The 23,348-nt window shown below is 45.0% G+C and carries 14 protein-coding genes and 1 pseudogene; 10 read left to right on the plus strand and 5 right to left on the minus strand.

Annotated elements, in window-relative coordinates; translation table 11 throughout:
- Positions 1 to 9 precede the first annotated feature (9 nt).
- Positions 10 to 3,435: a SusC/RagA family TonB-linked outer membrane protein gene (locus C4F40_RS13375; RefSeq protein ID WP_196939882.1), complete on the minus strand. Its 3,426-nt coding sequence runs from the start codon at positions 3,433 to 3,435 to the stop codon at positions 10 to 12.
- A gap of 445 nt (positions 3,436 to 3,880) precedes the next feature.
- Between C4F40_RS13375 and C4F40_RS13380 the strand changes: the two genes are divergently transcribed.
- On the plus strand, positions 3,881 to 4,690 hold the full coding sequence (locus C4F40_RS13380; protein WP_196939883.1) for a response regulator: 810 nt from the start codon (positions 3,881 to 3,883) through the stop codon (positions 4,688 to 4,690).
- A 43-nt stretch (positions 4,691 to 4,733) separates the two neighbouring features.
- The gene (locus C4F40_RS13385) at positions 4,734 to 7,871 is read left to right on the plus strand and encodes a ligand-binding sensor domain-containing protein (RefSeq protein ID WP_196939884.1); all 3,138 of its coding nucleotides are present in this window, start codon (positions 4,734 to 4,736) and stop codon (positions 7,869 to 7,871) included.
- Positions 7,872 to 8,109: 238 nt separating this feature from the next.
- Here C4F40_RS13385 and C4F40_RS13390 read toward each other — a convergent pair whose 3' ends face one another.
- The 3 genes from C4F40_RS13390 to C4F40_RS13400 form a co-directional block, all read right to left on the minus strand.
- The gene (locus C4F40_RS13390) at positions 8,110 to 9,159 is read right to left on the minus strand and encodes a hypothetical protein (protein WP_196939885.1); all 1,050 of its coding nucleotides are present in this window, start codon (positions 9,157 to 9,159) and stop codon (positions 8,110 to 8,112) included.
- A gap of 11 nt (positions 9,160 to 9,170) precedes the next feature.
- Complete coding sequence (locus C4F40_RS13395) at positions 9,171 to 11,573, minus strand: alpha-L-rhamnosidase-related protein (protein ID WP_196939886.1); 2,403 nt, start codon at positions 11,571 to 11,573, stop codon at positions 9,171 to 9,173.
- A gap of 276 nt (positions 11,574 to 11,849) precedes the next feature.
- Positions 11,850 to 12,419 carry an RNA polymerase sigma-70 factor gene (locus tag C4F40_RS13400; protein ID WP_196939887.1) on the minus strand — a complete coding sequence of 190 codons (570 nt, stop codon included), beginning with the start codon at positions 12,417 to 12,419 and terminating at the stop codon, positions 11,850 to 11,852.
- Between the two features lie 195 nt (positions 12,420 to 12,614).
- Between C4F40_RS13400 and C4F40_RS13405 the strand changes: the two genes are divergently transcribed.
- From C4F40_RS13405 to C4F40_RS21780, 8 genes and pseudogenes are all read left to right on the plus strand, one after another.
- Positions 12,615 to 13,805, plus strand: coding sequence for a FecR family protein (locus tag C4F40_RS13405; protein ID WP_196939888.1), 1,191 nt, complete (start codon positions 12,615 to 12,617; stop codon positions 13,803 to 13,805).
- Between the two features lie 200 nt (positions 13,806 to 14,005).
- The gene (locus tag C4F40_RS13410; RefSeq protein ID WP_196939889.1) at positions 14,006 to 17,389 is read left to right on the plus strand and encodes a TonB-dependent receptor; all 3,384 of its coding nucleotides are present in this window, start codon (positions 14,006 to 14,008) and stop codon (positions 17,387 to 17,389) included.
- A gap of 28 nt (positions 17,390 to 17,417) precedes the next feature.
- Positions 17,418 to 19,175, plus strand: a complete 1,758-nt coding sequence (locus C4F40_RS13415; protein ID WP_196939890.1) for a RagB/SusD family nutrient uptake outer membrane protein — start codon at positions 17,418 to 17,420, stop codon at positions 19,173 to 19,175.
- Positions 19,176 to 19,199: 24 nt separating this feature from the next.
- Entirely contained in the window at positions 19,200 to 20,165 is a 966-nt protein-coding gene (locus tag C4F40_RS13420; protein ID WP_196939891.1) for an IPT/TIG domain-containing protein, read from the plus strand.
- A gap of 11 nt (positions 20,166 to 20,176) precedes the next feature.
- Positions 20,177 to 21,190 (plus strand): hypothetical protein, encoded by a 1,014-nt coding sequence (locus tag C4F40_RS13425; RefSeq protein WP_196939892.1) that lies wholly within the window; start codon positions 20,177 to 20,179, stop codon positions 21,188 to 21,190.
- A gap of 79 nt (positions 21,191 to 21,269) precedes the next feature.
- The gene (locus C4F40_RS13430; protein ID WP_196939893.1) at positions 21,270 to 22,280 is read left to right on the plus strand and encodes a GntR family transcriptional regulator; all 1,011 of its coding nucleotides are present in this window, start codon (positions 21,270 to 21,272) and stop codon (positions 22,278 to 22,280) included.
- Between the two features lie 13 nt (positions 22,281 to 22,293).
- The gene (locus tag C4F40_RS13435) at positions 22,294 to 22,503 is read left to right on the plus strand and encodes a hypothetical protein (RefSeq protein ID WP_196939894.1); all 210 of its coding nucleotides are present in this window, start codon (positions 22,294 to 22,296) and stop codon (positions 22,501 to 22,503) included.
- Between the two features lie 82 nt (positions 22,504 to 22,585).
- Positions 22,586 to 22,858: pseudogene (locus C4F40_RS21780) on the plus strand (helix-turn-helix domain-containing protein); the annotation flags it as partial.
- On the opposite strand, the gene C4F40_RS13445 reads toward C4F40_RS21780, so the two are convergent.
- The gene (locus tag C4F40_RS13445) at positions 22,794 to 22,988 is read right to left on the minus strand and encodes a hypothetical protein (protein ID WP_196939895.1); all 195 of its coding nucleotides are present in this window, start codon (positions 22,986 to 22,988) and stop codon (positions 22,794 to 22,796) included. The pseudogene C4F40_RS21780 and the gene C4F40_RS13445 overlap by 65 nt on opposite strands.
- Positions 22,989 to 23,348: the final 360 nt, after the last annotated feature.

Here is a 23,348-nt window from a genome sequence, read left to right on the forward strand (position 1 = left end):
AATCGCTTTTTAAAGTGAAACATTAATCCCCACGTTTATGACACGCTGTATCGGGTAGTTCAATGCATTTCCACCTTGTTCAACATCCCATAGCTTAAATTTACTCCACGTAAACAGGTTCAACCCATTAAAGTAGATACGAGCTGATTTGAGCCCGGCTCTGGATGATATACTTTCGGGAAGCTTGTACCCGATCTCGGCCGATTTCAATCGTAGAAAAGAGCCATCTCGCATAAACCATGTACTGACCTGCCGGTTATTCTCCACACTCGATGTGGAAAGTCTCGGCCAGAGCGCATAGATATCTCTCGTATCTTCGTTCCAGTAGCTATCTGCAATAAATTGCGTCAATTGATTATGACCAACCAGACCACTATTCGTATTGTTAGCGAAAAACGGAGAGTTATCACCATAGCTTATCCAGAGAGACTCGTTGCCCAGTCCTTGAAAAAACACCGACACATCAAAATTTTTATAACCATAGGAGGCGCCGAAGCCGTAGATAATCTCGGGTACTGTTGGATAGCCAATCGGCACCTGATCCAGTTCCGAAAGAATCCCATCGCCGTTTACATCCCGGTATTTTATATCACCCGCGCCATAAACGCCAAACTGTGTCGGCGAGTTGGCCACCTCATTCTCATCGATGAAGAGACGCTCTGCAAGATAGCCCCATCGTTGATTAATAGAATAGCCGACGCGGGATTGCCAAGGTTCATTCGGAAAATGTAGCTCATCAAAGGTTTTGTAACTGTTTCGAGCAAAGGTAAAGTTCCCCATCAGCTGTAACCACGAATTAGTGAACGATCGGTTGTATGACAACTGTCCGTCTATTCCCCATGCTCTCGCTTCCCCAACGTTTGCACTTGGTGTTACCCACAATCCCATGGTACGGGGAATGTTCGACCGCGTCATCAAAATATCGGTTCGATCTTCGAAAAAATACTCCCCGATCAACTTGAGTCCGTTAGTAAACTCCAGTTCGGCACCGAAATTCGCTTTTTTCGCTTTTTCCCATAGAATATCGGGATCAGAATACCTCCCGACAGAAATTCCGGAATTACTATACCCACGCTGAATACCAAAACGTTGTGTCAGGCTCGTGTTTTCCATATTGATATTCGACAGATATAAAAATCTATCGGAGCCAATATTGTCATTTCCGACGATGCCATAAGTAGCTCTTAATTTGAGCATGGAGATCGTGTTGTTCAGTTTTGAACCGACAAACCAAGGCTCGTTAGAAATATTCCATGCCACGCCTGCCGATGGGAAGAAACCAAACTGATGATCGGGATGGAACCGCTCCGAACCATTGTAACCAAAGTTAAATTCGGCGATATACCGGTCGTCATAACCGTAGGTCGCCCGTCCGGATAAACCTACGTTTCTGTAGGGCAATGATCCCTGTACATCGCTGGCGCCCAACGAAACATTGTTGCGCAGCATATACACCAACAAACCACCTATACTGTGTTTATCGTTAAATGTGCGGTTATAATTTAAATGGCCTTCAAAATATAAGTTTGCCGTAGGCACACCGATTGAACTGTCGTATCCTAGGTAATCCGTACCATCATTAGGGTTGAGGTTAAAGATCGAGTAAGTATCATCCAGTCGGTTATAAGAACTAAGCCCATACCAAAATGGATCATAGTACCGGGAAATAGAATGGGAGGCGATACGCAGTAGGTTGACCAATGCTCTTGCACGCAATCCCTCCGTCAGAAAATTTAACCGTTGGCTGATCTGAAACTGGGCAGAAAGGTTTGACCGGCCCCGTTCCTGATAGCCTTTTACCAGCTCGGCGTACGGATTGATATAATAAGATCCGCTCGGCGCCATTTCATTTCCAAATAAGATATGGTTCGTTAACCGGTGCTGTTCGTCCACCGGGTAATACGCCGGAAATAAAACAGGATTACTACGCTTAATCAAATCATACATTTGCGAGCCCGTATACATCGGACCATTATAATTATTAAAGGTTCCGCTGAATCTTGTTGTAATTTCCATGGTGTTGATCGGTCTGATGACGACATTAGACCGCAGCGTAAAAACGTCGTTACTAATGCCATTATTGAAATTATTACGGCGATCCGTTTTCAAAATACCACTATCGTGTGTATATGCTCCGGTAATGTAGTATGTCGCGAGCTGACTTCCCCCACTCACACTCATATTGGCCCGTCGTGTTAGCGCATAGTCTTGTAACAATTCTTTGTGCCAATCCGTGGATGGGAACAGAAACGATCCTGATCCAAGCACGGTATTGTCGATCTTCTCGGGTGGATACAATAAATTAGCGAGCGGCTCCCGGGTCACAATCGCTTCATTGTGCAACCGCATATACGTAATAGGATCGGCAAACTCTAGGTTTCGGGTCGGCGCCGATATCGACTGTTCATAACGGACACTCGTGTTTATTTTACCGACTTGCCCTTGCTTGGTCGTCACGAGAATAACACCATTAGCCCCTCTCGCACCATACAATGCTGTCGCTGCCGCATCTTTCATCACGGAGAAACTCTCAATATCATCCGGCTGCAGATAGGACAAGTCCGTAGCCGTTAATTCGATATTGTCAATCAATATCAACGGGTTCGTATTGGATCCAAAGGTTGAAATACCGCGAACAAAGAAAGAAGCATTGTCGGCTCCTGGTTCACCGGAACGTTGAAAAGCAATCATGCCCGCCACGCGACCCGCCAGCGCCGTCGTCAAATTACTTGAAGGTATCTTCAGATCCTCCGGTTTAACCGTTGTCACCGCTCCGACGAGCTCTGCTCTTCTTGTTTGTCCACCAAACGCTGTGACAACGACATCCTCTATCATCGACGTAGACTGATATAACACAATGTTAATGACTGGGTTGCTTTGTACAGTCGTTTCTGTATCCTGAAAACCAACTGCGGAGAAACGCAAAGTAGAACCCTGTGGTACCTCTAGAATATACATACCATTGCCGTCCGTAGCGGTAGAAATAGAAGAACTGCCTTTTACGGCAACGGAAACACCACTAATTTTTTGCGCGGTAGAATCTGTGACCATTCCTCGGATTTCGATATTCCCCACCGCTGTGTCTTTTCTTATATCGACGGCCGTTAAGCGTTGTAATGTAATGTTGAGCTGATTAATACTCTTTATAGGTATTTCTAAAGGTTCAAACCCTTCCTTGGAAAAAACTAAGACATCATCATCGGCTACGTTGATCGTAAAGCTACCCTTGTCATCGGTTACTGCCTTTGACGCTGAGGTGTCTTTGGTAAAAACTGCAACATCGGCTATGCGATTGCCTTCTGCATCACTAACGATACCGCTGATCGGCCGCCGAAGAACTTCTCCCCACTCTTTATCCACTGCGGTATACCCATAAAGCTGATACAAGGGTAGGAACACCAGCAATAGTGTCATAATTCTAAGCTTATCATTCATTTTCTTTTTTTAGTTTATAGCGTTTATTATTATTTGGTTAATTGTTAACACCGTTTATAACCGATGTAAATTATTCAAATTCACAAAACAAAGTTGCACTTCGGCTCATGGTTACCAAACACATTTTGTGTCAAACTTTCCTCATTTTGTATCGATAACAATTCTTATTTGAAACAGTGTCCGTGTTATAAATAAATCGATATCCTTGTAAAATAGCTTATAAGGTTTTTATCTTCCTGATTAGATGCACGAAGTACGAAAAAATGCAAACGGAAAATTCCACGTATCGTATCAAAACTTCGCTATTTTGTATTTTATCAACGAAACCACTTCCGAGGTTCTTTTCAAATGGTAAACAATTATGTATTTTTGATTGTAGCTAGTTACGAATAGACGTAGTAACAAGAGTTAACGATATAACCAACATATAAACAAAAACACAGCTATGGAAAATATGATGTATCAAGCCTGTAAGCCTAGGATTCTTATCGTCGATGACAATATGGAAATTTTAGACTTTCTTGAAGATGATTTAAATGATGAGTTTGATATCGTACGAGCTTCTCACGGCCTAGCTGCACTAGAAATATCAGGTCGCAGCCTCCTTGACCTTATCATCTGTGATGTCATGATGCCGGATATAGATGGTTTTGAAGTTTGCAAGACAATCAAGTCAACTGCTAAAAACGGCCATATACCCATCATTCTTCTCACTGCTAACAATTCCATGAGTGCTAAAATCGAAGGGTTACAGATTGGTGCTGATGTTTATATCGAAAAGCCATTTTCGCGCGATCACCTCCGTGCCCAAATCCATAGCTTGTTACTGAATAGAAATCGGATCAAGGAGTTCTTTATCTCTTCACCTTTTGTTCATGTTAATACGGCCAATATTAGCAAAAGTGATGAAGCGTTCCTAGAAAAGGTGTATGGTGTTATTGAAAAAAATCTTGCTGATTCAAATTTAGATGTCGAAAAACTCGCCGATTTGATGAACCTCAGTCGTCCCACCTTATATAGAAAAATAAAATCTATATCGGATATTTCCCCTAACGAACTAATCAATATGGCGCGGCTAAAGAAGGCTACAGAACTATTGCTTTTGCACGATTATAAGATATTTGAAGTTTCCTATTTAGTAGGTTGTAGTTCACATACCCATTTTGGGCGTATTTTTCAAAAGTATTACAATATGTCGCCAAGTGAATATATGCAATACGTAAATAATAATAATGTAGCCAGAACCAATAAATAAGCGTGACAACAAGATTATAACCTATTCCTGATCCATAGCTAACATGCGAATACATACCATTATCCTTTTTTTTAGCTTATTCTATTTTTCACCAGGATATAGTCAAAAGTATTATTTTAACCATTATAAGGTAGATCAAGGCTTGTCTAATAACTCTATTCGATGTGCAGTACAAGATGAAGATAAATTTTTATGGTTTGGGACCAAAAATGGATTAAACAGGTTTGATGGAAATAATTTCAAAATATATCAGAGCGATCTTACCAACCCTGACGAAATAGGTAGCAATTTTATAAGAAATCTATTAATCGATAAAAATCGTACGATCTGGGTGGGTACAGACCAAGGCATTTATCTCTTTGACAAAGAGAAAGAACAATTCAACACATTTAACCACGATATAACGGGTGAAGTTTTAGCTATAGAGAAAGATAAAAACGACGAAATATGGTTTATCGCAAACCTCAAGTTGTATCATTACTCACCTGTATCTAAAAAAGTTAGGCAACTTACAAGCCCAAAAGATTTTTTGGTGTATGCATTAACTATTGATAAAGATGGGAACACCTGGTATGCTAACCATAAAGGGATCCTTACCTGTGTTCAGGATAAACGGTCGATCAATCTCAACCAAGCAATCGGCACGAAAGACATGTGGGTTCAAAAGCTCTACACAGACCAAGAAGGCTATTTGTTAATTGGAACTAGAGGAAGTGGATTGTTACGTGTTTCGCCGAAAGACTTATCGGTAGATTGCCTCTTAATGAAAGATATTGAAGGGGACCCTATTTTCGTACGCGATATACTGCACCTAAACCATAATTATTGGTTGGCGACAGAATCTGGAGTTTTTATCTACGATACCAACACATCTTCTGTAAGGCATCTCTATCATGAAAACGATAACCCCTGGAGTCTTTCGGATAATGCCATATACACCTTATGTGCAGACCATGAAGGAGGTGTATGGATTGGAGCTTATTTCGGTGGGATTAATTACTGTCATCCACAAATGGATCTTTTTGAAAAGATATTTCCGCGATATCAAAAAGATGCTCTTACCGGCAATGCTGTTCGGGAAATAGTAGAAGATGCCTACAACAATATCTGGATAGGTACGGAAGATGAAGGGTTAAACTGTTGGAATCCAGCACTTGGAACTTTTGATCATTATGGAACGAGAGAAGGATTGTCACACGACAATATACATGGGCTACTGTTAGTGGGTGATACCTTGTGTATCGGCACTTTTGACAGGGGGTTAGATTTGTTTGATGTCCATCAACGTAAAATTATAGGACATTACGACAGCTATAATACCGATGGTAAACTAGGTAATAATTTCGTCAGTCATATCCGCCGGACCCGAGGGGGGACGATATACCTTGCTACAGGAAGAGGTCTTTATACCTTTGATATACATACGGAAACTTTTTCCCGAGTTGAAGAGGTTCCAACGCATATTTTTTACACCAATATCTTTGAAGATTCGCAGGGCAATATATGGCTGGGTACATGGAGAGACGGTTTGGTTAACTATAACCCCAAGACCGGGGAAACAAGGCGTTACATGCGTAATCCAAATCAGCCATATTCGTTAAATAGTAATCGGGTAAATTATATTTACGAAACGAGGGGGGGAGAAATATGGGTTGCTACGGAGAATGGAATTGCGATCTTGGCTAATAATAAAGCTGACTTCCGTCGGCTTACCACCTTAGATGGCCTCCCTAGCAATCAAATACTTGCGCTCACCGAGGATGATTTTAATATCGTCTGGATATCAACTTCACATGGATTAGTGAGTTACGATACGCAAAAAAAAAGTCTGAAAATATATAACAAAGAACGGGGGATTATAGGTTTACAATTCAATTATAATTCGGTCTTTCGCGATCACAACCATTTTGTATATTTTGGTGCATCAGGTGGAATGATTAGGTTTAATCCAGCAGCCATCATAAAGCATCCATTTCCTAAGCAGGTGCCTATTTACCTCACGGGTCTGCAGGTACAACATAAAGAGGTTTCTGCATCAACACCGAATGCTATTTTAGATACCGCAATCGCTTACACACGTGCGTTACGTTTATCGCATGAGCAGTCCACATTTAGTATCGAATTTGCGGCTATTACCTTCCTTTCTCCGCAGTCAAAAGTTTATCGTTACAAACTTGAAGGATACGATAAAGATTGGATTACGCTTAAGAACAGTAACACCGCTTATTTCACACAGGTGCCTGCGGGCAAATATACCCTCCGTGTGCAACTTGCCGAAATTGACGGTACGCCGCTCTCATTGGAAAGAAATTTAGAAATCACTATACGTCCTTCTATTTGGCTGTCTCCATCCGCTTATTTCGTATACGGAGCTGCCGTACTGGCGATGATCTTATACATGATCTGGTCCTATGACCGGCGTATCGAAGAAAAAAACAGAAAGCGATTGGAAGCACTTAAACTGCATCGCGAGAGAGCACTGTATAAAGCGAAGATAGATTTCTTCACCGGTATTACCCACGATATAAAAACTCCGCTTACACTTATCAAGGCTCCATTAGACAAGATCATCTCCACGGTTGGTGCGGATTCTCCTTTAATGAGATTGCTCGAAACCATTCAACGAAACACAAATAAGTTGGTTCTGATGACCACGCAACTGTTAGATTTTAGAAAGATTGAATCCAATGGCTTCAAGTTATATTTTACACCCATGTACATCAACCAAGTGTTAAAAGAGATCGTCGAGGAGAACCGTCCACTGATCACGTACAGACAACTTACGTTATCCTTGCAGCTCGGTGCTCCTGAACCATTGCTGCTTGACAAAGAGACTGTTTCGAAAATAATATCAAATCTGTTGGACAATGCAATCAAGTACTCTCAACAGAATATTCACATAAGCACAGAACTGATACCTGAAAATCAAGTTTGTATTACGTTTAAAAATGACGGCAATTTGATTCCGAAAGATGAGATAGCGCATTTGTTCAAACCATTCTATCGAGCGAAAGCGCACGTCGGCAAAGTGGAAGGCACAGGTTTGGGGTTATCACTTGCCAGATCACTTACTGAATTGCATGGCGGCACACTTATCATGCGCACGGAGGAACGAGAAAACATCTTCGTGCTCAAACTGCCGCTATTGGCAGACAGCAATAAGAGCTGTCGACCCGGTTGATCTAGCGAAGGGGACAGGCTTATCTCTTGAAATACGCTCCTTCTCAAAATCGAAAACAAAAAAAAGTACTTAAAACAGACATCCATCTGAAAACCACATCGCCACGAGCAATACTCGCTTGAGATGGAGTCTCCACTTTTAGGGGCAATTGTAGTCTTCTTCGTATGTCTTTTACACACGAAGAAGACAACGATCTATAACGGTGGATTTTAGTGTTAAGCGCTCACTTGGCAACCAACTAATCGGCAACCAAGCTTAGATTCCGTATTTTCATGGTACCGATATTGAGTCCTGAACATTCAAATCCCATGGTAAATAGCGACACCTTATAATCGTTGTAAGATTGTGATTCAAGTAAAAAGCCCCGATTCCATGCTTCATCCAGCGCCTGTTTGATCTTTGGAAGTAGGTTGCCCTGAACGGTTTTCCATTGCCCCTGCACGAGTCCAGAACTGCTGAAAGCTGCGAGACCCACGTCGTAGATAAGCTGTCCGCTAAATATATCCGAGTTGATAGCCAGCCCGGGAAGACTGTACCTATCGTCAAACAGCATGATAGAAAAGTACATGGATTTCCCGTATCCAGCATTACCAGACCGCAGATTCTGCACCAAAAATACGCAGCTGAATTGCAGGGCATGTATAGACGAATTGTATCCTGATTTCTGGTTCCGGGTGTGGTATTCCAAATAAGCATCTACATTAAAATCAAGACTGTTCATACTCCCTATAAAAGGTGTAGCGGTACCGAGCCATCCATCGGGATCGGCAATTTTTTGATCAACAAGCAAATGCGGGAACGGTTGGGAGGAGGTCCGATATACGTTACCAAAATCATTTTGCCCATTGATAGCAAAGATAAGATCGCGGTCTGCAGAAGGTGACGGCCCAAGGGTAATAGCTTTGTTGCTGTCGGCAAAGCGATACGATCCAGAAGGCAGTGCCGTGGCCGACGCGCCGTATAAGGAAGAGCTGCTATACCATTGCGCTAACTTCCATTGCGGAGACGATGCGGCTCCTGGGTATTGCAAGGTATCCTGGATTGCACCACCTGTGGGGTGGAGTACCGACAATCCCTGTTGAAAAGTCTGATCAGTCAGTAGAGATATGGGTGAACTCAAGCTCGCAACTTCATGCATTTCCACATCAGTGTTTAACGCCGCTTCGCTTCCTTCGGAGAGCGGGTTTGTCTTTTGGCAGCTATAAAGCGTGCCCAAGGCAAAACCAATAAACAGGATTACTGCCGAACGACCGGCGTAATTTTGTTGAAGGTGGTGTTTTCTTTTCATAGTTTATCATGTTAGATGTTATTCGTTCCTCCTAAGAGCTTGATGTTTCTTCCCTGATGGCGGTAGACTCCCGATAAACCTTTCGGCAAGGTAATCTCTCCCGTAAGGTTAGCATTGGTTTTACGAAGATGAAGTTTAATTATTCCCTGCGGATGTGGAATCTCCCCTTTAACAAAAGAAAGGCTACCCAGATTGGGCTGAATCAACACGGTTTCAAATCCGGGTGAAGCCGGCTCCACACCGCAAACCGTAGCAAGGAAATCATAATTCGGACTAGCACTCCAGGCATGGCAGTCTGACCGAGAGGGTTCCGGTCGTTCAGCAAAGGTAGATAGACCCAGATCAAGCATATTTTCCCATATGTCCATATTATCCACGTACATGTTTGCAAGTCCGGCCTTCTTCATGGCTCGGGTTAAATAAAACCGGTAAAAGACCGTAGCCTGTATAAGCGAGCTGTCGGAATCCAGTTTCAAGAAGACATCTCGTTGTAAATTATCGGGAATTGCACCCGATAATATTCCCATAATATTAGCATGCTGGCTATAGCTGCTCCGGCTGATGTCGTCAGCAATCAAACCCCTTTGCACCTCATAGCAGTGCGTCATCACCGCCGCATTCAGACTTTTATTTAAAGCAAGGTAACTGCTTGACTTAGCCTCCTCGCCAAAGTACGACAGGAGCGCCGAAGCTTCTTTCAGCGTATAGGCCAGTTGCAAACTTAAGATCGCTGAGCCGCCTTCAATCCCACCCGGAGGTACTCCCCCAGAAGGACGTTCGTTAGACCAGGGCCACTCATCCGGCCAGTCGACAAAGTTCCAGTGGGGCATAGCGCCCAGCATACCGGTCTGCGGATTGATCCGGCTGCTGTACCATTGTATAATGCGCTCCACGGTAGGAAGGTACAGTTTCACAAATGCCGGATCCGCACGATGCATGTGGTAATCATGCAGCATGTTGATCCAATACAACGAGAAGGGAGGGATAATCTGGGTGTGATGTGTCGGGTATCTACTTTGCAGGATCCCTTCCGCCACCATAGAAGACGCCAGATCCGAAATAGCTTTCCGCATCAAACGCTCGTCGCCACTTACGTACAAGGAGATCAGCGACTGTATGCGCGTGTCGCCCGTGTACTGTAGCCGTTCATAATACGGACAATCGTAATATAGATCAACCGCACACAGCCGCGCTGTGCGCCATCCTGTACGCCAGATCTGGTCCAGTTTTTTATTACTGCTCTCAAAACGCGCTATCTCTTCAAAAGGATACCCCACGAAAGTGCGTGCAAACTTTTCGAGCGTCAAGGGCTCTTTCTTCGTTTCTATATCCAATTGAATGTAGCGAAAGGTCTTAAAATTTAGCGGATGGTACGATCGTGACTTCCCACCAGCCGGGTATATAATGTCCTGCACACCCCTTAGCGTTTTTCCATCGACCTCGTTCCTATTTCCTTTCTTGTCCAGTTGATCGTAAAGTGCCTCCGCGTAGGAAATAGAGAACATACTTCCCGCACCACCACCGATTAGCGTTTCTACGAATGCATTAGTGAGGTATCCCTGATCCAATAGAAGGCTCACTTTGGTGTGCGGCGCAATGGTGATAGGTCCTCCGGCCAGAAACGCACCCTTTAACGTTAAACCTGTACTGCGCCGGATTTGCATCGCAGGCTCTTCTTTAAACTCTGGTAGCGGGATCGACCTGGGTTGTAGCGCCCTTAGATACTGTGTACCAGATCCTAACGACTGCGCCCGGTCATTAACCGCTGCTTCTTCCCAATGCGCGTCATCGTATGCCAAGGTTTGCCAATGCCAGGGATACAGCTTTCCTGTAATTTGATCAGCGGGTTCAATGTCGATTGCGCTCATATTTGCTAGCGACGGACTGTACGCATCATTTTTGATCGTTCGCCAACCGGTACCCGTGTTCACAAGCTGCTCCATATCTGAATCCCCTTGAACCAATAAGCCGGATGAAAGTGTCATCTGCGCACCGGGCGTCCATCTGCCATAATTAACGACCTGCGCTGCGATCAGGTTTTGTCCCGGCTGCATATGCGCTGCGATATCAAAGGTCTCATAGTTCCATGTCAGCAGCCCGCCAGCAGCAGGGCCCCGGCCCACCAGATGGCCGTTGACAAAAAGCGCATACCGTTGATCGGCAGATACGTGAATGATAAACTGCTTGGGCTTATCCTTCAGGCTGAATTCTTTCCGAAAAAGATGTACACCATAGTCGTATGGCGATGCGGTGGCCGGTCCGATCCAATGGGCCGTCCATCGTTTATCCGTTAGGACATCGAAGAAGTGTTGCGGTACCGAAGCAAAAGCCGAATAAACAGTCGAGGCAAGTAGCTGCCAGCAAAGTATGCAGCAGCCGATAATGCGGAAGGTGTTATAGTTTTTAATGGTCATAGACGTACTGATTTCATAGAAAGCATCGCCGATTTATTGATCTTCGATCAGTTTGCGTAATGCGCTATGTATATATAGGTCTACTGAAAGTGAGTGTTCCCTTATTCGCCGCTATAAAATTTTCTCCATAAACCTCTAAGACAGATGGAAAATTGAGCCCAGTTCCGAAATCAGGGCGGATTTCGTCAGCTTAACTTTATAATATAGAACAGTAACAGGTCCCGTGCGGTAGCTGTAGAACACTAGGCGAAGGGATAGCAAATGCAGTTTTTTTAGCTATAGCAGTAGGGTTACAAAACTACTTAGCTTTGTGCGCAGGGTTTTAAAAGCCTTTCCCAAATGCGCTTCAACAGTCTTTTCCGAAATCTGTAATTGCGCTGCGATTTGCTTCTGCGAATACCCCTGTTCCCTACTCATCCTAAAAACGAGCTGACATTTTTCGGGCAGGTCAGATACATAGCTTTCGAGCTCACGTTGCAATTCTTCAAACGCCAGTAGCTCTTGCGTAGAATCATCAATCTGCGACGCATCTAGCGCTAAAACCATATCTAAGTATTGCTTCTGCGTATAGGACTTATTTATTGCCGTAAATACGCGATACTTTACCGATACGGCCAGATAGCGGGAAAGAGTCGATGTCAGATTCAACCGATGCCGGCGTATCCATAGCGATACAAATATATCCTGCACAATTTCTTCGGCCTCTTCCAATTCAGATAAACGATTTGATGCGATAATAAATAATTTTTTCCAATACCGGTCATATATTGCAGTGAATGCCCCTTCGTCTCCTTGATAAAGAAGTTCCACCAGTTCCTGATCACTTTTATTTATATATGCAGTCATAGAAAGTTTATTTTTTGGTCAGCCACCTTTGGGATCACAATATAGATAAAATTTCCCATAACATCTATCCTGTACCCACATGTATCTGCTAAATAATCGACAAATTACAGAAATGATGATGCACAAAAAAAAAGTGTAACCCGACTAAGGGATGTGAGGAAATCGCTAGACTTATATAGTAAAGAGACACCAAATATGAACGATATAAACCGATATCAGGAACTGATCCAAAAATGGCTACGAGGGGCAATCTCAGCGTCGGAAAAGACCGAACTGTCGCGATGGTACAATAGCTTTTCCGATGACAACAAGGAAATTCCAGATTCGTACGTGCAAAATGAGCAGCAGCTGCGCAACAGAATTTTAGATAAGGTTAATGCGTCTATAGACGTAATCGAGCACCGCAATACACCTCGGCACTTATTTACGCAGGTAAGGTTAATTGCTGCATCGGTTGTCCTTGCTCTCGTAGCGGGAGTTTCCTATTTCACCGTAATTAAACCGGCGTTAGATAAAGAGACAGTAGGATTGTATGATATTCGTCCAATAGGAAGCAGCGCAAATTTGACCCTATCCGACGGAAAAGTCATCAACTTAGATGAGCAACAGTCGCTGATCGTTGATGGAGACGTAAAATACCTCGATGGTACGACTTTATTTGACCCAGAAGCGCAGCTGAACGGTAAGATAAGCTACGCCGTGCTATCAACACCAAAAGGCGGGCAGTATCAATTAAGACTGTCCGACGGCACTGAAGTATGGCTCAATGCACTGTCATCCATACGCTTTCCATCCGAGTTCGACGGTAGTCGCAGGGAAATAGAGCTGCTTTCGGGGGAGGCCTACTTCAAGGTGAGCAAGCAGACTGATAAAAAAGGGAATCGTGTGCCGTTCTTCGTTAGATCTGATCAGCAATCTGTCGAAGTGCTCGGAACCCAATTCAACATCAATACGTACGATCCACGTTACGGGGTTGTGACGACAGTTACCGAAGGCTCCGTGGCAGTTACACCTACAAAGACAGTCGAGCGAGGCGTTAAGGGAAAGGCATTGCTTACTGCTGGAAAACAGTCCATTGTGGGTCAGACCGGCAGCCTCAACGAAAAACAGGTCGATACCGAAGAGTATATGGCATGGAAGGAGGGCTTGTTCCACTTTAACGATGCCAACATATACGCTGTGATGGCCGAATTTGAACGGTGGTATGATATTCAGGTAACCTACGAAATATCGCGTTCAGATGATCTATTTTCGGGCTATATTCCCAAAGACGTATCCCTAGGAGAGGCTTTGGGTCTACTGGAGATAACGGGAGTGAATTTTGAACTAACCTCTAAAAATAACCTTATCGTAAAGCAAAAAAAAGATAAACCGACCGACAAGTAGTGTTTGGGTACTGGTACCCAAATAGACGTTTGTAAAAGAAAGCCGGAAATGCTCGTAACATTTCCAGCAACAGCTCAGACAAACAAACGCAACTATAAATTTAGCGCTAACAGTTTACATTTATTAATTCCAAACCATACAAAAGTATGCAATTAAAACCATTTTTAAACTTTTTGTTGTCACCTCATAGACAAATCATTATGCGAATAAAGTTGACTTTCCTAATGATCAGCCTTCTCAGTGCGCAGCTCTCTGCCAATGTATTTGGGCAGCGCATCACACTGCGTGAACATAAGGCCGACTTGAGCTCCGTACTTAAAAAAATTGAAAGGCAGACCGGGCTCAAATTTTTTTACAATAAACGCGATGTGGTTATGGAATCCGTAAGTATGGACGTTACAAACGAAACGCTGCCCAGTACATTGGACATCTTGTTTGCAAACCAGCCTTATGGATACACGATCAAAAATAAGGTTGTCGTATTAAATAAAAAAGCAGAGGCCACCGAAAAAAATAAGCCTCCCTTAAATCGACCGCCTAACCATGCATCTCCGCAAACAGATCGACAGCAAACGGTTAGCGGTACGGTTCAGGACTCTACCGGCTTGGCCCTAGAAGGTGTAACCGTTACGGTAGTCGGTACAGATAGAAGTACATCGACAAATGGTTCCGGTTCCTATCAGATTGAGGCGAGCCCGGGCGAGTCACTGGATTTCAGTATCGTGGGGTATACCTCCCAGCGAGTAAGGCTCACGGGCGGAATGACTACCGTGCACATCAGTTTAGTACAGGCCCTTTCCGATCTTGATGAAGTGGTAGTGGTTGCATTTGGTACGCAGAAGAAGGTGTCCGTCACAGGGGCGATTGCATCCATTCAGACCAAAGAGATTAAGCAAAGTCCAGCCGCCAATCTCGCTGTTACCTTGGCTGGCCGCCTACCAGGTTTAACAACCCTACAGCGTAGCGGCGAACCTGGGCGCGACCATACTGCCCTCTTCCTGCGTGGTATGGGAACGCTGAACGCCACGGCACCTATTATTTTGGTCGACGGTGTAGAGCGGGAGATGACCTACATCGATCCCAACGAGGTAGAAAGTGTGACCATCCTAAAGGATGCATCGTCGACCGCCTTATTTGGTGTGCGCGGAGCAAATGGCGTCATCTTGGTAACCACCAAACGGGGTACCAGTGGTCAACCATCCATCGGCCTAATATACGAACGTGGCCTGCAGGGTTTTACCCGCACGCCTTCGGTTATCAATTCATACGATTGGGCGCGACTAAGGAATGAGGCCTGGGCAAATGACAATCCAAACGTATCGCCCGACGATCCCGTCAATCAACCTCCGTATTCGGAGTATGCGCTCGATCGCTTCATGTTTCAGGATTATCCCGAGGCTTACCCCAATACCAACTGGCAAAAGCTATTGTTTAACGATTGGGTGCCACAGGAACGGTATAACCTAAATATCAATGGCGGAGGAGATTATGTGCAGTACTTTGTTAATGTCGGGTACCTGAACCAGGGAGGCCAGTGGCGTATCAGCCCCGAGGTCGAAGATTATGATCCGTCCGGATTTCTGAAACGCTATAATTTTCGGTCCAATATCGACGCGAAGCTTACGAAATCAGGATCGCTAAGCACCTTTTTGAATGCCGCCGGATACTTCGAGCTGGTCAATTCGCCCAACGCGAATACAGATGAGATTTTTCGCCGCACCTACAGTTTCTTCCCAGTCGTATTACCAGGGCCGCTCAGCCCGGATGGCGAAGTGCTTATCGGTCCCGGCAACTATAATGTTTCGCCATGGGCCTTGATCAACCGTTCTGGCTACCGACAGGAGACACGGAACAATATCATGGCATCATGGGGGCTTAAGCAGGACCTCAGTATGCTTACCGAAGGGCTTTCCGCGAAGTTTATGACCTCCTTCGATACACGCACGGTGTACTCGCTTACGGCAGGCAAGGAATACCAGCGCTGGATACAGCTGATAGATCCTAATACGCCAAACGAGTGGGGTGTAGACAAGGTCGAATACCGGCGTATGTTTTTAGAATTGGAAAATACCCCATTGAGCATCAGTAGCGGCTCTAACTTTCAGTCCTTCTTCAATTTTCAGCTTTCGGCCGATTACAACCGGGTATTTAACGAGAAGCATTCCGTTACGGGGATGCTACTTGCACAGCAAGAGCAGCGCGTGTTGCCTAACGACCGCCTGCCATTCAACCTGCGCGGTGTAGCCCTGCGCGCTATTTACGGGTACGACAATAAGTACTTTGCCGAATTCAATGCAGGTTATAACGGATCCGAACAGTTTGCGAAAGGTCGGCGTTACGGTTTTTTTCCAACGGTATCTGCCGGATGGGTTGTCTCCAACGAAAGCTTCCTGAAAGATCACGCGGCTATTAATCTACTCAAAATACGAGGTTCTTACGGGCGCGTCGGCAGCGATCGCTTGGGAGGCCGCCGCTTCCTCTACCTCGACGACATACAGCGACAAACCGGCGGTGGATATAGCCCATCACTGGGTCGCGGCGGTAAGATCGGCGAAAACTACATCGGCAATCCCGCGATCCAATGGGAGGTCGCACAGAAAGCCAATCTGGGCATCGAACTCGGGCTATTTAATGAATGGACTTTAACGGCCGATTTTTTTCATGAAAACCGCGATAACATTCTCATCAACAGGCAGACCATACCGATGGTCTATGGTGTCGAGCCAAATCGGATGAGCCCGGTCAACATGGGCATTGTGAAGAACTATGGGTACGAGATCGAGCTTAACTACAACAAGCGGCTTAACCAGGACTGGTCCATCCTTTCCAAGCTCAACTGGAATTTTGCGCGCAATAACGTCGAGTTCTCTGATGAATTGCAACTGCCCGAAGATTTTGCTTACCGATACAGACAGACCGGCTACCGCATTGGGCAGGTGTTCGGGTATGAACTGCGTGATGGCTACTACGCCAATGAACAGGAAATCGCTAATGAGGGGTTAGATTATGTCGGATACACGGTTAGACCCGGAGATTTCAAATATGTCGATGCAAATAACGATCAGATCGTCGACGAGCGGGACATGGTACCCATCGGTTATTCATCCGTACCTGAATATACCTTTGGCGGTGCCTTCAACGTGTCGTATCGGAATTTCGATTTATCTTTCCTGTTCCAAGGTATGTTTAATGTTACACAGCCCCTGTCTTCCTTCGGTACATTTGGATCCCACGATTTCCGGGAGCGCCATCTCGCAGCCTGGACCCCGGAGCGGGCAGCATCGGGCGAAGAAATTCTGTATCCCCGGTTGAGCCTTGGAAGTTCGGTAAGCGAGCGCGACAACAACGCGTTCTTTATCGAAAACAGAAGTTTCATACGCCTCAAAAATGCAGAGATCGGGTATCGCCTGCCAAGCGGCCTCAGCAAGAAAATCGGAGCAAGTGAAGTTCGTTTTTATGTAAACGGACTTAACCTGATCACGTGGGATTGGATGCGGATTAAAGATTTTGATCCCGAAATCAATAACTCGTTGAGTTATCCGGTCTATCAGATTTTTAATGGCGGTCTCCATATCACCTTTTAATATTAGTACACGACAAAAGCGAATAGACATGAAAAATATTCTTAACATCATATTAGTATATACATTATTGCTTGTAGTGGGCTGTAACAAAGATCCGCTAGATATCATGCCTGACGGCCGTCTTACACTAGAGCAGGTTTTTGCGGATGAGCTGATGGCGTCCGAATATGTCAATACGATGTACGACAACATCAATCCATACGGTTCGTCGTATAATTATTATACGTTGTTGGCTGGCTTTTCAGACGAAGCGCACGATAACGATTTTCCCCAGGATATGCAACGGGCGCCATCTCGCTGGTATAATGGCGAGCTGCGTCCCAACTGGAATCCGCTCGATATCCAGTTTTCGACCAATACCACAGATCCGGAAACAAACGGCAACTATTACCGAAAAAACTGGGCAGGCATACGGCAGGCAAACGTATTTCTACAGCGCATCGGTGATACGCCCTATTCTAACTCGCAAACCAAGGCGCGTCTCATTGCCGAAGTTAAGGTTTTACGGGCCTTCTTTTATCTCGAACTCATCAAGATGTTCGGTGGTATGCCCGTAGTCGATAAGCCCTTCGATAGTGATTTTAAGTTCGAAGTGCTGCCTCGGCAGTCCTTCCGCGAAGGTGTAGCACTCATTCAGCGCGATTGTGAGGAAGCCATTGCAGAATCAGCATTACCGTACCGCATTACCGCCGAGCCCGAGCGTGGCCGATTCACGAGAGCCGTAGCCCACGCGGTGCGTTCCCAGGCGCTTCTTTATGCCGCAAGTCCACTATGGAATGAAGCCGATGATCAGGCATTGTGGGAGGCTGCTGCCGAAGCTGGCAAGAGTGCTTTAGACGATCTCCTGGCCAACAACTACCACCTCTTCCCCGATTATGAATCTTATTTTTACGGCAGAACCGATCTTAGTGTCAATCCGGCAGACCGCGAGACTATCTTTGAAATCAAGCCCCATCGTGCGCACGAATTTAGCCACTTGATTTTCCGTATGCATGCAATTCCTTCTATCGGCGGAGATAAAGCGGGGGCTAGCCCGTCGCAAGAACTGGTAGATGCCTATGATATGGCAAACGGCCAGCCCGCTATATTGGGCTATTACGACGAAGATCACCTGTATCCTATCATCAATACCGGATCGGGTTATAACGAATCCAATCCCTATGCCAATCGCGATCCGCGGTTCTATGCCACGGTATGGTATAATAATGCGTACTATGGCGAAGTAAATGGGCAGCCCTATCATATCCAGTCGTATCTCGGCGGAGCGGATGGGATTTCCAACATCATGCAGCGCACGAGCAATGGGTATTACCTACGCAAGTTTCGTGATCCAAAGCAACTTGATCCAAATACAGGGACAGCAAGGTTTAAAAAGTACCGTTTGGGTGAACTTTATCTGAATTATGCCGAGGCAGCCAACGAAGCGTATGGGCCTACGAAAGATGTTTATGATGCGCTCAATGCCGTTCGTGATCGGGTAGATATGCCTGGTTTGCCTGAAGATCTTACCAAAGAGGAGATGCGAGAACGTATCCGCCGCGAACGTCGGGTCGAACTGGCGTTTGAAGAGCATCGCTTTTGGGATGTGCGTCGCTGGAAGATTCTTGGTAGCACCGATAAGCTGACGACCGGAATGGAGTGGACGGAAGTTGGCCCAAGTTTTACGGGCAAACGGATCGTTACGGGCAGGCGGAAATCCCACACCGATAACCACCTTATCTTGCCGATCCCATTTGGCGAACTGGCATTAATGCCGTTGTGGAAACAGAACCCAGGCTGGGATTAATTAACGTTTTTAAAAAATACGATCATGAAATCTATCATACAACAATCAACTTTTATGTGCCTTCTCGTGGGATTGTTCTGCAGCGCCTGCAGCAGGGAAGAAGTGCAAGGCCCTACGAATGACGCGCCTATCCCGCGGATATTGGAATTAAGCCCGGCCAACGCCGCCGCCGGCGACAAGCTCACGCTTGTCGGGCTCAATTTCTCCGAAAACATGGCGGAGAATATCGTCCGGTTTGGACAACAGACCGTTGAGATCCTTTCCGCCACGGAAACCGAGATCGAAGTCGTTGTACCAGAACTCACGGGCAGCCAAGTAGGCGTATCGGTAAGAAGTCGCGGTAAGGTATCCAACAAAGCGAAGCTGGTGCTGGTCAGGGCAAAGGTGTTCGGAGACGATTTCAACCGGTCCAATGTAGAGCCCGTTACCTCTTCGATAATCCCCAATCCGCTAGGTGCAAACTGGCAAATCATACAGGGTAGCTTTGGCTTAACGGACAATCGTCTGTTTAGCTCAGCGGGCGGATTGGAAAGCTACGTGCTGTACCGCGATGCAGAATTGAATATGCAAGTTGGAGACGGTAGCTATTTCAAGTTGACGGCCGATATGCAAAGCTCGCCCGAGTCTTTTGCGGGCATTATCTTTAATGCGCAGAGCGACAACAAACGCTTTTACCTCCTGCGCACGACCAATAGCATGCTGCAGTTGCTCAAGTCCGGCGAAAACGGTGTTGGTCACTGGGTGAATGTTATGGTCAACGAGAATTTTGAGGGCTTTGCCCCAAACACATCCTATCGGGCTACGATCACTTCATCCCAGCCTGGTGTGTTCAATATAACGATAATCAATAGCACGACGAATGCGATCCTGTTTGAGCGGTCCGTGGAAGACGCTAGTCCATACCTCGGAGGTTCTCCGGGCTTTTATTACTTTGGCTTAGCAAACCCCGTCAACATCGCTTTCGACAACTTGAATTTAGAAATATTATAATGATATCAACTATGAAGACTTTAATCATACCAATAGGAATCATATTACTTGCCCTTTATAGCCTTTCATGCAAACCCGGCGACGGCAATATAAACGAACGGGTGGGTTCGAATAACGGCTCAGGAACGCCCGATAATAACGCTGAAGTTGTCGACAAGCTATCCATTTTGGGCGATCCCAATTTTATACGGGGACTCCGTCTTTCCAGAGCAGGCGGCACGCCTTCGCCCGGTAATTTATCTCCTTTCTCCCCCAGCAGTACTCCGCTGTGGGAGCTGGCCGAGTGGGGTAGTAAGTATCAGCTGTCCGAATCTAGTAAAGAGGTGGGATCTGATGGGACTATTGCGTACGCAGACGCAGGCAAATTAATCTCCTTTAAACGGCAGGGAAACGAGTCGGTGAACGTACGTATGGACCTCACAACTTCCAACGAGTACGACGCACCGAGAGCGAGCGGTGAAGACTGGCCTCATCTATTGCTTCAGCAATCGTTCCCCGACAAGCCATACATCAAGGACATCGAACAGCTGATTTTTAATTTTGCGGGCAAGCTGACCAAGTCAGAGAACAAGATGAATGGAGCGGAGTTTGATAAAAATCTGCATGCCGCACAGTTCCAGCTTTTTTTGACGATCCAGAATTTAAATACAAGTTCGGCAGGTTATGGCGATTACTTATGGTTCGGGATACCGCTTTACGATGTCCGCTACGAGCACATCCCACTTTATGCTTCCCAGGATATCGGTAAAGACGATGCAACCGGAAAGTTTATATACAGTATCGGGACAGACGACTTTATGAAGGGAAAAAGCTTTCACCAAGGGCAGCAGATCACAATCGAGAAAGATCTTTACCCCTTTATTATTAAAGCGGTTACCTATGCAAAGGAACGCGGTTACCTCAAAGATTCATTTGATCATGATCTTCGGATTTCGGGTATGAATATCGGTTGGGAAGTGCCCGGTACATTCGATGTAGGTTTCGAAATCCAGGCCTTCGATTTATCGAAAGTGGTTAGAAAATAGACAAATGCAGCACCATCTCGTCGGTATGTGCCTTGAATTAACGCAAAATAAGTAACTTAGTGTCTGTTAAGAACTTTATATGAAATCAATCCATATCGCAAATAATAGCACTTTACTTAAGTTTGAGCAGGTCGCTGAGGCTATTAAATTAGAGATTGAAAAAGGTAATTTGAAACGGAATGACCAACTTCCTTCGATTACCGCTTTCAGCAAAGCACATGCTATATCCCGTGATACAGTGGAGAAGGCGTTTAAGAAGCTGATACGGGAAGGCTATGTCAAAGCATTCCGGGGCAAAGGGAATTTTGTTGCCGGCACGCAGGATACGCGTCTGAAGGTGCTTTTGATTTTTAATAAGCTGAGTTCGTACAAAAAAATAGTCTACGATGCGATCATTTCGGAGCTAGGTAGCAAAGCCAAGGTTGACCTCCAGATTCATTATTACAATCCGCAGCTCCTCGCTGATATTGTGGACGAAAGCTTAGGGCATTATCATTATTACGTGATTATGCCCCATTTCGTCCACGGAACGGAGGAGGCGACCTATCTAAAAACATTCCAAAAGATTCCATCCGATCAGCTTGTGCTGTTGGATAAAGATCTCCCGCAGTTATCCCATTCGGGAATAGCGGTCTATCAGGATTTTAAAAAGGATATATATCATGCATTTGTAGCTGCCAACGATCTGATGGAAAAGTACGAGAAGATTGTCGTCGTATTTCCGCGATACAGTAATCACCCTGTCGAACTCAATGAAGGGGTTCTGCAATTTTGTACACAAACGGGAAAGGAGTTCAGTGTCATTGCTGATGCAGACAAGGAGGATCTGGAGAGAGGAACATTGTATATCGTATTGATTGAGGACGATTTGGCGATCTTGATTAAAAAGACCAGGACACAGAAATTTACGCCCGGTAGGGAAATCGGGATATTATCGTTTAACGAGACGGTGCTCAAAGAGCTGTTAAATGTCACCGTTATTACTACAGACTTTGAAAAGATGGGCAGAACAGTTGCCCAGCTGATCCGCGAAGGAAAGAGCGAACACATCAATAATCCTTTTTTTATTATCCGGCGCGATTCGGTATAGAAATCACGGATCATTGTTGTTGACAGATGAAGAACAGGATATAGTAAAAGCTCTTCTCCATTTAATTGCTGAAGAGTCAAAAAATGATGCCGACGGCATGATTGCCGATATTTTATTTTCCTATGTCGAATTGCTTCTACAGCATATGAATAGGTTTTATCAACGATGGTTCAATGACAGGTTAGAGGAGATCCGTGCAATAGATCGTGAATATAAGGAGTAACTAATCCACACTTTAAACCAAAAAAAACACCGGTAGATTACCTAGTCTACCTGTTTTTGCCTGAAAACTTCAGCTAACGAGTTGCTATCTCAACGATATTTCCCAAATAGTTTCCGGCCAGACCGCACAGGAAAGAATTGAAGTTAAAGTCATCGATGTTGCGAAACAACTTTTAGCAAGCACAAACCTTTCTGTAGCAGAAATAGCAGAACGTTTAGGCTTTTCTCAGCCACAATTATTAAATCGACTATTTAAAAAACACACACAAAATATACTTGGAATATCGTATATCAATCACCTAATGTTGCACGACGCTGGCCTTCGGATACAATCTGTCCGTTTTTTAGCAAATTAGCAATGGCACACTTCGCTGTAGCATAAAAACCTTTCCCGACGCCTATATGGATTTCAGGAGAAGAACTTAATGGGTTATCTCGCCAGAATTGAAAAATGTCGTTGTCGATCTGTGGCATAGTGAAGCTCATATGTTTTCTTTTATAAGCTCAAAGTATACTGATAAATGAGCTAATTTATTAAGTTTTTGGGCCTATTTTAACGATGAGTTCAAACTGCAGCGATTTTAAGCTCAAATACATTGCTTTTTGAGCTTAAAATCGCTCGAGGTATGAGCTTGTTATTTCCTCTGTTACAAAGATCACGTCCAGAAGAAGCTATAGCCGCAAAGGAGGAGGCCGTTGTCGAGATAGAGGACGCGATTTAAACGAGGGAGGAAAGCATGCGTAAATTTGAACGATTGGAAGCGAAATTACGAACGCTACAGTTGAATTACGAAGGATAGGAGGTGCCTCCCCATTTTGTGGGAAATTCACACATCATTTTCCAAA

Source organism: Sphingobacterium pedocola, from assembly GCF_015209965.1.
Taxonomy (GTDB): domain Bacteria; phylum Bacteroidota; class Bacteroidia; order Sphingobacteriales; family Sphingobacteriaceae; genus Sphingobacterium; species Sphingobacterium pedocola.

Coding starts and splice junctions, on each gene's coding strand:
- C4F40_RS13375 (WP_196939882.1), bottom strand. CDS start 3,435: ATGAATGATAAGCTTAGAATTATGACACTATTGCTGGTGTTCCTACCC.
- C4F40_RS13380 (WP_196939883.1), top strand. CDS start 3,881: ATGGAAAATATGATGTATCAAGCCTGTAAGCCTAGGATTCTTATCGTC.
- C4F40_RS13385 (WP_196939884.1), top strand. CDS start 4,734: ATGCGAATACATACCATTATCCTTTTTTTTAGCTTATTCTATTTTTCA.
- C4F40_RS13390 (WP_196939885.1), bottom strand. CDS start 9,159: ATGAAAAGAAAACACCACCTTCAACAAAATTACGCCGGTCGTTCGGCA.
- C4F40_RS13395 (WP_196939886.1), bottom strand. CDS start 11,573: ATGACCATTAAAAACTATAACACCTTCCGCATTATCGGCTGCTGCATA.
- C4F40_RS13400 (WP_196939887.1), bottom strand. CDS start 12,419: ATGACTGCATATATAAATAAAAGTGATCAGGAACTGGTGGAACTTCTT.
- C4F40_RS13405 (WP_196939888.1), top strand. CDS start 12,615: ATGAACGATATAAACCGATATCAGGAACTGATCCAAAAATGGCTACGA.
- C4F40_RS13410 (WP_196939889.1), top strand. CDS start 14,006: ATGCGAATAAAGTTGACTTTCCTAATGATCAGCCTTCTCAGTGCGCAG.
- C4F40_RS13415 (WP_196939890.1), top strand. CDS start 17,418: ATGAAAAATATTCTTAACATCATATTAGTATATACATTATTGCTTGTA.
- C4F40_RS13420 (WP_196939891.1), top strand. CDS start 19,200: ATGAAATCTATCATACAACAATCAACTTTTATGTGCCTTCTCGTGGGA.
- C4F40_RS13425 (WP_196939892.1), top strand. CDS start 20,177: ATGAAGACTTTAATCATACCAATAGGAATCATATTACTTGCCCTTTAT.
- C4F40_RS13430 (WP_196939893.1), top strand. CDS start 21,270: ATGAAATCAATCCATATCGCAAATAATAGCACTTTACTTAAGTTTGAG.
- C4F40_RS13445 (WP_196939895.1), bottom strand. CDS start 22,988: ATGAGCTTCACTATGCCACAGATCGACAACGACATTTTTCAATTCTGG.